The sequence below is a fragment of the Massilia sp. S19_KUP03_FR1 genome (genome assembly GCF_036688685.1).
Classification (GTDB): domain Bacteria; phylum Pseudomonadota; class Gammaproteobacteria; order Burkholderiales; family Burkholderiaceae_D; genus JALYUM01.
In genome coordinates, this window is record NZ_JAQQPS010000022.1 from 57,924 (window position 1) to 70,447 (window position 12,524).

11 protein-coding genes are annotated in these 12,524 nt (G+C 62.8%); 6 read left to right on the forward strand and 5 right to left on the reverse strand.

Annotated elements, in window-relative coordinates:
* Positions 1–17 precede the first annotated feature (17 nt).
* Entirely contained in the window at positions 18–443 is a 426-nt protein-coding gene (locus tag V6M87_RS21785; RefSeq protein ID WP_332878763.1) for a thioredoxin family protein, read from the forward strand.
* On the opposite strand, the gene V6M87_RS21790 is transcribed toward V6M87_RS21785, so the two are convergent.
* Positions 440–3,586 (reverse strand): EAL domain-containing protein, encoded by a 3,147-nt coding sequence (locus V6M87_RS21790; protein WP_332878764.1) that lies wholly within the window; start codon positions 3,584–3,586, stop codon positions 440–442. The two genes, V6M87_RS21785 and V6M87_RS21790, sit on opposite strands and share 4 nt — an antisense overlap.
* Before the next feature lie 161 nt (positions 3,587–3,747).
* Here V6M87_RS21790 and V6M87_RS21795 point away from each other — a divergent pair, with 161 nt between their 5' ends.
* Positions 3,748–4,257, forward strand: a complete 510-nt coding sequence (locus V6M87_RS21795) for a DUF1993 domain-containing protein (protein WP_332878765.1) — start codon at positions 3,748–3,750, stop codon at positions 4,255–4,257.
* A 1-nt stretch (position 4,258) separates the two neighbouring features.
* On the opposite strand, the gene V6M87_RS21800 is transcribed toward V6M87_RS21795, so the two are convergent.
* Complete coding sequence (locus tag V6M87_RS21800; protein WP_332878766.1) at positions 4,259–4,471, reverse strand: DUF1289 domain-containing protein; 213 nt, start codon at positions 4,469–4,471, stop codon at positions 4,259–4,261.
* On the reverse strand, positions 4,455–5,030 hold the full coding sequence (locus tag V6M87_RS21805; protein WP_332878767.1) for a DUF1415 domain-containing protein: 576 nt from the start codon (positions 5,028–5,030) through the stop codon (positions 4,455–4,457). The genes V6M87_RS21800 and V6M87_RS21805 overlap by 17 nt, the downstream gene beginning before the upstream one ends.
* 491 nt (positions 5,031–5,521) lie before the next feature.
* Here V6M87_RS21805 and V6M87_RS21810 point away from each other — a divergent pair, with 491 nt between their 5' ends.
* Complete coding sequence (locus V6M87_RS21810; protein WP_332878768.1) at positions 5,522–6,910, forward strand: transglycosylase SLT domain-containing protein; 1,389 nt, start codon at positions 5,522–5,524, stop codon at positions 6,908–6,910.
* A 417-nt stretch (positions 6,911–7,327) separates the two neighbouring features.
* Positions 7,328–8,725, forward strand: a complete 1,398-nt coding sequence (locus tag V6M87_RS21815; RefSeq protein WP_332878769.1) for a DEAD/DEAH box helicase — start codon at positions 7,328–7,330, stop codon at positions 8,723–8,725.
* Between the two features lie 57 nt (positions 8,726–8,782).
* Here the strand turns inward: V6M87_RS21815 and V6M87_RS21820 are convergent, their stop codons facing one another.
* A complete protein-coding gene (locus V6M87_RS21820) occupies positions 8,783–9,088 on the reverse strand; it encodes a hypothetical protein (protein ID WP_332878770.1) in 306 nt (101 codons plus the stop codon).
* 67 nt (positions 9,089–9,155) lie between these two features.
* Positions 9,156–10,355, reverse strand: coding sequence for a selenoneine synthase SenA (gene senA / locus V6M87_RS21825; RefSeq protein ID WP_332878771.1), 1,200 nt, complete (start codon positions 10,353–10,355; stop codon positions 9,156–9,158).
* Between senA and senB the strand changes: the two genes are divergently transcribed.
* On the forward strand, positions 10,354–11,352 hold the full coding sequence (senB, locus tag V6M87_RS21830; protein WP_332878772.1) for a selenoneine biosynthesis selenosugar synthase SenB: 999 nt from the start codon (positions 10,354–10,356) through the stop codon (positions 11,350–11,352). The genes senA and senB overlap by 2 nt on opposite strands.
* Positions 11,349–12,410 carry a selenide, water dikinase SelD gene (gene selD / locus V6M87_RS21835; RefSeq protein ID WP_332878773.1) on the forward strand — a complete coding sequence of 354 codons (1,062 nt, stop codon included), beginning with the start codon at positions 11,349–11,351 and terminating at the stop codon, positions 12,408–12,410. Before senB ends, selD begins: the two co-directional genes overlap by 4 nt.
* Positions 12,411–12,524: the final 114 nt, after the last annotated feature.

The window sequence follows — 12,524 nt, forward strand, 5'->3', positions numbered from 1 at the left end:
AGAGTAGAATCGCGCTCATGCACAGCCTGACCCTCGATGCCACCAACCGTTATGATGTCGCCGCCCGTATTGCCGGCCCACGCTGGATCGTCGCGTGCCTGTGCGCCGCCTGGTGCGGCACCTGCGGCACTTACCGCGCCGCGTTCGAGGCGCTGGCGGCGCGCCATCCGGACAAGGACTTCCTCTGGATCGACATTGAAGACCAGGCCGACGTGGTCGGCGACCTCGATGTCGACAACTTCCCCACACTGCTGATCCAGCACCAGGACACGGTCGCCTTCTTCGGCACGATGCTGCCCGATGCTGCGCTGGCCGACCGCCTGATCAAGGCGCAGGCGGCGCAGTCGGACGCCGAACTGGCGCGCCTGGCCGTGTCCAGCGAAGAGCGGCGCGGCTGGCAGCGTGAGTGCAACCTGCGCACGCTGCTGCACGCCGCCGGCTAAATCAGTACCGTCCCCCACGCCTGCTGCAACTGGTCGGGCGGCACCGGGCGGCTGAAATAATAGCCCTGGGCGCGGTTGCAGCCATGGCGCAGCAGGAACGCCACCTGCTCGGCATTTTCCACCCCTTCCGCGATCACCGACAGGTTCATGCTTTTGCCAAGCTGGATGATGGCAACCGCAATTGCCTCGTCGTCGGCATTCGAGGCGATGTCCTTGATGAAGCTCTGGTCGATCTTCAGCGTCTGCACGGGTAGCTGTTTCAGGTAAGCCAGCGACGAATAGCCGGTGCCGAAATCGTCGATCGCCAGTTCGACGCCGATCGCATGCAGCTCATTGATCAGGATGAGCGCGTCGCCAGTATTCATGATCACCGATTCGGTCACCTCCAGCTGCAGGCGTTGCGGCGCCAGCCCGGTCTCCTGCAGGATCTGGCGCACCACGCCGGCGATCGAGCCGCGCTCGAACTGGCGCACCGACAGGTTGACGGCGATCTTCGGCACCACAAAACCGCGCGCCTGCCAGCGCATCATCTGGCGGCACGCCTCGAACAGTACCCACTGACCCAGCTGGTTAATGAAGCCGGTTTCCTCGGCCAGCGGAATGAAGTGCACCGGCGCGACCTCGCCCAGCTCGGCGTTTTGCCAGCGCACCAGCGCTTCCGCGCCGATCAGACGGCCGCTGTCGATTTCCACCTGCGGCTGGTAATCGAGATATACCTCGTCCCGTTCGATCGAGCGGCGCAGCAGCGCCTCGAGGCGCAGACGCTTGACGCCGTCGCCGGTCATCGAGGGCGCATAGAAACGGAAGTTGTTGCGCCCACGCGCCTTGGCCTGGTACATCGCCACATCGGCATTCCGGATCAGCATGTTCAGGTCGTCGGCATCGTCCGGGTACAGACTGATGCCGACACTGCCAGTGACGAACAATTCATGTTCGGCCACCACGAACGGCTGCTCGAACATGGTCATCAGTTTTTCGGCCACCTGCGCCGCGCCAGGCTCGCCGGCCACGTTTTCGAGCAGGACGATGAATTCATCGCCACCCAGGCGCGCCAGCGTGTCGCCATGGCGCAAGCGGCGCGAGAGCGCCTGCGCGACCTTTTTCAGCAGCGCATCGCCGACGTGGTGCCCGAGCGTGTCGTTGACGTTCTTGAAGCGATCAAGATCGATGAACATCACGGCCAGCTGCTCGCCTTCGCGCGCGGCGCGGGTGAGCGCGTGCTGCAGGCGGTCGTGGAACAGCAGCCGGTTGGGCAGCGCCGTCAAGGGGTCGTGGTGGGCCATGTGGTCGAGCTTTTCCTTGGCTTCCTTGACCTGCGTGATATCGCTGAACACCCCGACGAAGTGCGTGATGACGTTCTCGCCGTCGCGCACCGCCGACACGGTCAACGCTTCGAGGTAGTGGGTGCTGTCCTTGCGGATGCGCCACAATTCGCCCTGCCAGAAACCGCTGGTATCGAGTTCGTCCCACAAAGCCGTATAAAACGCATCGTCGTGGCGGTCGGACCGGACAATGGTCGCATCGCGCCCGAGCGCTTCCATTTCGCTGTAGCCCGTAATGTGCGTAAACGCCGGGTTGGTGGCGACGATGCGGCGCTGCGCATCGACCACCATCACGCCGTCGGCGATCCGATCCAGCACGGTGGCGGACAGGCGCAGCTTTTCTTCGGCCACGCGACGCGCCGTGATGTCCGCGTACACCCAGATCGAGCCGGCCGACGGCTTTGCCGGATCGACCGCGCGCCCGCTCGCCAGGCACCAGATCAGCGCACCATCGCTGCGCCGGTACTGGCGCTCCTCGCTGAAATCCTGGCCCAGTACCAGCCGGCGGGCCTGGCGCGCAGCGACCTCGGCATACTCGCCCGGCGTGGCAAACACGATCGCCACCGAACTGCCCTCCAGCTCTGCGCTGGCGTAGCCAAACAGCTCATCGCAGCGGCGGTTGGTCGAAACGACCCGCTCGTCGCGCACGAACATCACGCCGAACATGACGTTTTCCAGGATGGCATCCTGCTCGGCCAGCAGTGCGTCGATGCGCATTTCGCTGCGCTTGCGCTCGGAAATGTCGGTGATGATGCCATCGACCCGGTAGTGCGGGCTGCCCGGCAGGTCGTGCGGCTGGCCGTTTTCCATCAACCAGCGCTCAACGCCACCGGCGTCGATGATGCGGTATTCGAGCGCGTACGCCTGGCCCTCGGTGATCGCGGCACGCAATTCGCGCCGATGGCGGCGCCGGTCGGCGGGATGAATCAGGTCGGACCAGGCATCGGTCCCGTTGCGCATGAAGTGCGCGACCGAATAGCCGGTGATGTCAGCCAGCGCATCGCTGACGAAATCGATGGGGCCACCCGGTTGCGAACGGAACACCGCACCCGGCACCTGGCTGACAATGGTGCGGAACTGTTCTTCGTTGCGGTGGATATCGACAAACAGCTTGCGGATGGCGCTGCGCATCTGGTCCATCTGGCGGCCCAGGCGGCCCAGCTCATCGCCGCGCTCGAGCAGCAGCGGGGCATCGAACTGGCCGCGCGCCAGGGCCTCCGAGAACGCTTCGAGCTGGCGCAGCGGGGTTTGCAGGCGCAGTTTCAAAAACAACACGATCAGCAGCAGCGACACGCCCAGCTGGATGGCCAGCACCACCAGGTAGGTCGACTGGCGCACTTGCAGGTCATGGCGGATGCGCGCATCGTCCATGTCGATGGCAATGCGTCCGACCCATTCGCGCCGGAACACGATATCGCGTTCGGCGTGCGACAGCCTGGCCGTCGCGCGCGCGGCCGCGGCGGCAGGAGGCAGCGGCGCAGCCCGTACATCGATGATGGCAGTGTTCGAGGAATCGAGCACCCGCACCCGCTGCACGGCAGGGTCGCGCATGACCGAATCGACCAGCGCACGCGCCCCGTCGATATTCATGTTCCAGAGCGACTCCTGCATGCCGAACGCGAGCACCTCAGCGTTGCGCTGCAAGGCCTCGCCCAGCAGGCGCGCGGCAGACTGGCGCTCCTGCATGACCAGCACATAACTGCCCACCATGGCCGGCACCAGCAGACCGGCCACGACCACCAGCAGCAGCGCCCCGAACATGGACTGGCCGTAGAGCGAGCTCAGTCTCGAGATCAGGGAGCGAATGTGGATGCGGAACATGCAGTGTCAGTACAAATGGCGTATCGCGGTGATTATGCACACAGACTTGCCGTGTGTCATCACAATGTCAAGCAAAGTACGCCCGGCGTGCACATCGCACCACGCTGGCAGGGCTTGCCCAGGCTTGTTATGATGCTGCCACTTCAACCAAGGACTTCACCATGACATTCTCGATGTATGCCGCCTCCGTGCCGGTCTTCCGCCAGATCCTGACCGCCCTGTCCGCCGTACTGGACAAGGCCGAAGCCCATGCCGCCGACAAAAAAATCGAACCGGCCGCACTGCTGCAGGCGCGTTTGTTCCCGGACATGTTCCCATTGGCGCGCCAGGTACAAGTGGCGGCAGATTTCGCCAAGGGCACCTGCGCCCGACTGGCCGGCGTCGACGTGCCGAAATACGACGATGTCGAGAGCACGTTCGCCGAATTGCGCGCGCGCATCGCCACCACCCTGGCATTCATCGCAACCCTGGACCAGGAAGCCATCGCCAGCAGCGCTGACCGCGCCATCACCACCGGCAGCGGCGAAAAAACCCGCCACTTCACCGGCCAGGAATACCTGCTGCACTACGCTTTCCCGCATTTCTTTTTCCATGCGACGACTGCGTACGACATCCTGCGCCACAACGGTGTGGAAGTGGGCAAGAAAGACTTTGTCGGCAGCTACAAGTAAATTACTTGTTACGGCGCGGATAACCCTGGGCCAGGATCCGCGTCCACACCAGCTCCTTGTCGACATCCGACATGGCCACCCAGTGCGCCACTTCGACGACCGTGCGCCCGCAGCCGCGGCAAACGTCGTCGAAGGTGGTGGAACACACCGCCACACAGGGTGTGTCGGGACGCTCGACCGCCGGCTTGCACACCTCGTCAGGCCGGTCCGACATGCAGCGCATCCCAGCCGTCATGGCCCAGCTTTTCCATCGTTGCAATATTCTTCTCGAAAATTTCTTCCGCTTCAGGAAAGGCGTCCACCGCGCGCTCGATGCTCTCTTCGCGTAGCAATTGCAGGATCGGGTAAGGCGAGCGGTTGGTGAAATTTTCGATATCGTTAATGTCGGTATCGGCAAACTGGTAGTCCGGGTGAAAACTGGCGACCTGCAACTCGCCTTCCAGGTCCATGTCTTCGAGCGCGGCATCGGCCACGTCGAGGAACTCGTTGTAGTCGAGGAAATCGGTGAGGACGAACGGGTGGATCAGCAAGGTGGTGTCGATGGTGCCCGCATCGGTATCGGACAGCATTTGCAGTTCATCCATCAACTGCTCCAGCAACGCTTCGGGCGTGGTGGCAGGCGACACCACATAGCGCACCTGCTCCTTGACGTAGACGGCCTTGGCAAACGGACACAGGTTCAGGCCGATGACGGCATGCTCGACCCAGCGGCGGGTGGCGGCGACGATGGCGTCGTCGTCAAGGTTGGGGTTGGTCTTGCTGGTCTTGCTCATGTGGCACTCTCGAACGCTGTACAAAGCTAGATTGTACGCATTTCCATGCGCGCCTGGCCGGCTGGCGCACTTTTGCGCCAGCGCAGAGATGCACGGTGCGCAGCGGGTAAGGTCGAACTGCCACAGCATCCCGTGATGTTCGAACGACAAAATCGGCAAAGCGGTATTGATATGGAGCCATGTTTCTTGATCCAGAAAGACATGGCTGAGATCGCCTGTAAATTGGCAGCCTGATAATACCTTGGAGATCATACCCCCAGGGGTATATGCTCCAATTCAGGAATCACATTGAATAAACTTAATTTTTTGCGTTATACCCCTGCCATCCCTTGTTTTAATTGCAAATATATTGACAAAACACGTCGCAAATAATTTTTGTAACTGTGCTGACATATTTCTTGACGAGCCCAATAAGTGGTCCGTACACTCCGCTGAGTTAATCGAGGTCCGGCACGCAATTCATGTCAATTTGGACGCCACATTGGAGAGCCATGCACGCCACCATCCGCCCTACCCTGTCCCGCCTTGCCGGCGCCGCCGCACTGCTGGCCGCCACCACCGCACCCATGCTGGCCCAGGCCGCCGATCCGGCGCCAGGCAGCGTGATGCAGGCGTCGTCGAGCACCATCCTCGCGGCCCGTACGGCGCTTCCAGGCACGCCAGCGCTGAAAGCGGACGACTTCAAGGAGACGGATTTGTGGGGCCGGCTGCGCAGCGGCTACGCCATTCCTGACATCAATAACGACCTCGTCACCAAGCACACCCAGTACTACGCAAAAAGTCCCGACAACCTGGCCCGCATCTCCGGTCGCGCGTCGCTGTACCTGTATCACGTGGTGCAGGAACTGGAAAAACGCAATATGCCGACTGAACTGGCGCTGCTGCCGGTAATCGAATCGGCCTTCAATCCGCAAGCAAGTTCGCCAGTGAACGCCGCCGGCATCTGGCAGTTCATGCCGGCCACCGGGCGCGATTTCAGCCTGAAGCAAAACCTGTTCAAGGATGATCGGCGCGGCGTGCTGGCCTCGACTGATGCCGCCCTGACCTACCTGCAGCGCCTGTACACCATGTTCGGCGACTGGCAACTGGCCCTGGCCGCCTACAACTGGGGCGAAGGCAATGTACAAAAAGCCATCAAGCGCAACCAGTCGCTGGGCAAGTCCACCGATTTCGAAAGCCTGGCCGAGCTGATGCCGGCCGAAACGCGCAACTACGTGCCGAAACTGCAGGCGGTCAAAAACATCATCGCCAACCCGAGCCAGTACGGCGTTACGCTGCCGGCCATCGACAACACCCCGTATTTCACCGCGGTCGACAAGACCAGCGACATCGACCTGACCGTGGCCGCCCAGCTGGCCGAATTGTCGGTCGACGAATTCAAGGCGCTGAACCCGCAATTCAAGCGCCCGGTCATCACCGGCGACGAGCAGACCAAGATTTTGCTGCCAAAAGAAAACGCCGAGAAATTCCACCTGAACCTGGCGCAATGGGGCCACGCCCTGTCGAGCTGGACCACGCATAAAATCGTTGGCGCGCGCGAAAGCATGTCGTCCCTGGCCCAGCGCCTGGGCACCACGCCCGAAGTGCTGCGCCAGGCCAACAACATCCCTGCCCAATCGCGCCTGAAAGTCGGCTCGACGATCCTGGTGCCGAAAGTATCGGCTTCAGTCGGCAACGATATTACCGATACCATCACCGACAATGCCACGGTCGCCTTCGAAGCCGACCGTCCGGAGCGCCGCAGCCGCAACGCCAATCTGACGCGCGCCCAGCGCATCAAGGCCAACGCCGCCGACGCGGTCGATGAAATCCGCAGTCGCGTCTCGCGCATCGGCAAGAAGAAGGAAGCAGCACGCGTGAATGGCCGCAAGCATCGCTGATCAAAACACGCATTGTTAAGCAATTGGCAGCGAATAAAAGACAACTCGCTGCCTCTCCTGCATTCCTCCGCACGAAATTCAGTTCGTCCTGTACAAACACAGTGAAACTACTGTATAGTCTCGTTTGTGCACTGCAATAAGCAACGGCGTCACCCGCCGACTCAATCAGCGCACCGCATTACCGCATTACTAAACCCGCAGTAAAAACCTAGCAGCTTCGCAAGCCCAGGCATATCCTCCGGATAGCCTCTATAAAGCCCTCCCGCCTTGTGTGTCGCACCTGACACCGTCCCGGCGCAAAGCTTTTGTGCCGAAATTTCTTTAGTTCTGAGTCATTTCGTTGTGTTGGTTGGCGTTGCTATTTTGCGCTCGCAGCTTTCGCTCGGGCGCTGATGTATACCGAAAGAAAAGAAAACAATGACTTTTGAAGCCTTAGGCCTCCACGCGTCCATCGTACAAGCAGTGACCGACGCAGGTTACACCGTTCCTACCCCAGTCCAGGAGCAAGCCATTCCTGCTGGTATCGCCGGCCGCGACATGCTCGTCTCGTCGCAAACCGGTTCAGGCAAGACTGCCGCATTCATGCTGCCTGCCCTGCACAAATTCGCCGTCGCCGAAATGTCGGACGCCGCCAAAGCTGCCGCGCAAGAAGCGCAGGCTGCCCGCACCCGTGGCGAGCGCCCACGTTTCAAAGCTGCCCAGCCAAAAATGCTGGTGCTGACCCCGACCCGCGAACTGGCCCTGCAAGTGACCAGCGCGACCGAAAAATACGGTACGCAAATCCGCCGCATCAAGGCTGTGTCGATCCTGGGTGGCATGCCTTACCCAAAACAGATGCAACTGCTGGCCAAGAACCCTGAAATCCTGGTAGCCACCCCTGGCCGCCTGATCGATCACATGGAATCGGGCAAGATCGACTTCTCGCAACTCGAAATTCTGGTGCTGGACGAAGCCGACCGCATGCTGGACATGGGTTTCATCGACGACATCGAAAAAATCATCGCCGCCACCCCGGCCAACCGTCAAACGATGCTGTTCTCGGCAACCCTGGATGGCATGGTCGGCAATATGGCCCGCCGCATCACGACCGACCCGCAGATCATTCAGATCGCCAGCTCGTCGAGCCGTCACGAAAACATCGTGCAGCGCGTCCACTTCGTCGACGACCTGTCGCACAAGAATCGCCTGCTCGACCACCTGCTGCGCGACGAAACGCTGGATCAGGCCGTGGTCTTCACCGCCACCAAGCGTGACGCCGACATGATCGCCGACCGCCTGAACATCGCCGGTTTCTCGGCTGCCGCCTTGCACGGCGACATGCACCAGGGCGCGCGTAACCGCACGCTCGACGGCCTGCGCCGCGGCAACGTCAAGGTACTGGTTGCCACCGACGTCGCAGCGCGCGGTATCGACGTGCCGAACATCACGCACGTCGTCAACTACGACTTGCCGAAGTTCCCGGAAGATTACGTCCACCGCATCGGCCGTACCGGTCGTGCTGGCCGTAACGGCCTGGCGATTTCGCTGGTGAACCACGCCGAAAGCATGAACGTCAAGCGCATCGAGCGCTTCACCAAGCAATTGATTCCGGTGAATGTCGTCGAAGGTTTCGAGCCTAAGCGCTCGGCATCGGCACCGCGTTCGTCGACCCGCCCAGGCGGCTGGAAACCGGGCGACAACCGTTCGCCGGCTGCCAAGCCAGGCCAGCGCTCGTTCAGCAACCCGGCCGCACCACGCCGTGAAGCATCGGGCAGCGGCTACAAGGGTTCGCACCCACGTTCGACTGACGGCGCGCGCCGCACGTTTGGCGAATAATCAGCTTGACTGAATAAAGAACGGCTGCCTCGGCAGCCGTTTTTTTTCGTCCCGACACTAGCGGAAGTAGCCCAACTGGGCGATGCACATCATGGCCACGTCGACCACGCGCCGCTCGCCGCTCATGAAATCGGCCGCCACCTTGTTGACGCAGCCATGCACATTGCGCGCCTTGTTGCGCGCCTCGATGGGGTCAGTAATATTGAGGATCTTGACGACGATGTCAGTCATGGTTGCCATCTGGTCGCGCGACGATTCGCCGCGCCACGAACGCAGGCTCTCGCCATGCAGGGCCGAGTTCGGTTCGAACTGGGCCGAGGCGGCGCCGCAGACCAGCAGGAGCAACAGCAGAACACAGCGCATGGCGCACTCCACGAGGCTTGAGATACACCGAGCCTAGCGCGGTCGATGGCAGCGCCTTTGCGCCAGGTTAAAGAGCGCAGGTGCGCAAGCCGCCGAACAAATCATCACGCTCGGGCATGAAAAAATTGCGGAAGTATGGCGAGCGAAAGCGCGCCGGCGTGGCGAACGACGCGCCGCGCAAGACCTGGTGGCTGGCGAACCAGGGCGCCGAATAGTCCAGGTAGCGGTCCGGCATAAAGCCCGGATACGGCTCGAACGGGGTGGCGGTCCATTCCCACACGGCGCCCCAATTGAAACCCGGCTGCGACGACGTTGCGGCAAATTCCCATTCGGCTTCGAGCGGCAAGCGGCGCCCGGCCCAGGCGCAATACGCTTGCGCTTCAAACAGACTGATGTGGCGCACCGCCTCATACGGATCGAGCGTCTGCGCCTTGCCGAAGCGGGTGGTGCTCCAGGCGCCACCGGCGCGCGACCAGTAGCGCGGCGCCGAGCGCTCCTGCGCCATCAGCCACGCGCGTGCCGCCGGCGTCCAGAATTGCGGGCGCTCGTAGCCGCCGTCGCGCACGAATTCGCCGAACTGGCCGTTGTCGATGGCATCTGCATCGATCCGGAACGGCGCCACGTAACATGGGTACGGCGGTTTTTCGTTGTCGAACACGAATCCAGCGCGGGCTTGCCCGCCGAGCGTGATGCTGCCGCCGGGAAAAGCGATGTCGGTTCCGGCCACGCGGCGCGGCGCGTCAGGCAGCGCTCGCGGCGCCGCCACGCCCAGCTTTTGCAGGGTGTACAAAAAGGCTTCGCCGTGCATGTCTTCGTGGGCCAGCGCCAGCCGGAACGGATACAACGCCGCATCGTCGTCGGGCGTGTGGCGCAGCTTCTCGAGTATCCGGTCCAGCACTTCACGGGTGTAGGTCTTGATGGCGCCCGGCCCCGGCAAATCGAGGCTCCAGCGCGATGCGTGGGCGACCAGGGCGGAATCGAACCAGTCGTCGCCGCGCGCCAGTAAACCGGTGCGGCGGGCACCGGTGGGGTGGCTGCTGGTGGCCTCGCGCAGCACAAACCATTCGGCGAACCAGGCCGTGTGGCCCAACTCCCACAACGGCGGATTGACGGTCTTGATGCGCGGGACGTTGGCAGCGTCGTCATAACCGTGTGCGGCCAGGGCATCGAACAGGGCCAGCGTATAATCGCGGGCATCGACCAGCGCGCTGGCCAACTGGCCAGCGGATGCATGCCGGAATGATGTATCAGGAAGTTTATCGGTCATGCCAGATTCTAACCAAGTCCAGAGGAAACTGCGGATTGTCATTGCCAGCCCCGCGCTGGCGCAGCAAAACAATGGCAACTGGCAGACCGCAAGCCGTTGGGCCGGCTTTCTCGCGGACAGTTACGCGGTCGACATCGTGCCCGAATGGCAGTCCGGCGACGCCGCCCCCGACTTGCTGATCGCGCTGCACGCGCGCCGCTCCGCGCCCTCGCTGGCCGCGTTTACTGAAGCCTTCGCGCAGCGCCCGTCGGTGCTGGTGCTGACCGGCACCGACCTGTACCGCGACATCGCGATCGACGCCAGCGCGGCCCACTCGCTCGAGCTTGCCAGCGCGCTGGTGCTGCTGCAGCCGGCCGGCATGGCTTACCTGCCCGAGCAGGTGCGCGCCAGGGCGCACGTCATTTACCAGTCGGCCGAGGCGCTCGCGCACGATCCCGCACGCAGCCGCGAAATCTGCATGCTGGGCCACCTGCGCGATGAAAAAGATCCGCTGACCTTCATGCGCGCCGCCAGTCTGGTGCCGCACACGCTGGTGCACATCGGCGCCGCGCTCGACCCTGCCCTCGAACGCGCGGCACGCGACACGCAGGCAGCGCAGGCCAACTACCACTGGCTCGGCGCGCTGCCACGCGAGGCAGCCCGCGCCCGCCTGGCGCGCAGCCACGCGATGGTGATTGCCTCGCGCATGGAAGGCGGCGCGAATGTCATCATCGAAGCGGTCACCAGCGGCGTGCCAGTGCTGGCCAGCGCCATCGACGGCAACCGCGGCATGCTGGGCGACGACTACGCCGGCTACTTCGCGCCGGGCGACGCCACGGCGCTGGCCGCGCTGATCGCGCGCAGCTTCGAACCGGGCCTGTATGCACGCTTGCAAGCCCAATGCGCCGCGCGCGCGCGCCTGTTCGCACCGGCCGCAGAAAAAGCGGCGCTGCGCGAACTGGTGGATAATCTGCTCCACGCAAGTTCGCATCCAACACATCGACAGGAATCTCCATGACCGACGCCATCGCCAAGCCCCTCATCAAACTGACCTCGTTCTCGCACGGCGGCGGCTGCGGCTGCAAAATCGCCCCGGGCGTGCTGTCCGAAATCCTGAAAAACTCGAACGGCTTTCCGATTCCGCCCGAACTGATGGTCGGCATCGAGACCGCCGACGACGCCGCCGTGTATCGCCTCAACGACACCCAGGCCCTGATCGCCACCACCGATTTCTTCATGCCGATCGTCGACGACGCCTTCGATTTCGGCCGCATCGCCGCCACCAATGCCATTTCCGACGTGTACGCGATGGGCGGCACCCCGATCATGGCGCTGGCCCTGGTCGGCATGCCGATCAATCAGCTGCCGCTGGAAACCATCGGCGATGTGATCCGCGGCGGCCAGACCATCTGCGCCGAAGCCGGCATCCCGATCGCCGGTGGCCACACCATCGATTCGGTCGAGCCGATTTACGGCCTGGTCGTGCTCGGCCTGGTGCATCCGGACCGCGTCAAGCGCAACGCCGACGCGCGTGCCGGCGATGTGCTCATCCTCAGCAAGCCTTTGGGCGTGGGCATCCTGTCGGCCGCGCTGAAAAAAGATGCGCTGGACGCCGCCGGGTACGCCGCCATGATCGAGAACACCACCAAACTGAACAAGCCAGGCCAGGCGCTTGCTGCCATGGATGGCGTGCACGCGCTGACCGACGTCACCGGCTTCGGCTTGCTCGGCCACCTGCTGGAACTGGCGCGCGGCGCCCAACTCGCTGCCGAACTCGACATGGCCAGCATCCCGCTACTGCCGAACGTGGAACAACTCGCGCGCGATGGATTTATTACCGGCGCCTCAGGCCGCAACTGGGACGCCTACGGCCAGGATGTCGTCCTGGATGCCGACCTGGCGCCCTACCAGCGCGCCTTGCTGACCGATCCGCAAACCTCGGGCGGCTTGCTGGTTTCGGTCGATGCGGGCAGTGTCGACGCCGTGCTGGCCCTGTTTGCCGACGGCGGCTTCGGCGAAGCCGCCGTCATCGGCCGGATGGTGGCAGGCGCGGCCCGTGTAACAGTTGCTGCCTGATTGTTACCTGAACGTCACAATGTTGCTATCTTTAGTGATAAATTGTTCTGCATAAACTTTATTGACCTCCCGCTAGTATAATCTCGTCAAGCAACCGACCGGTTGCCGTTGTAT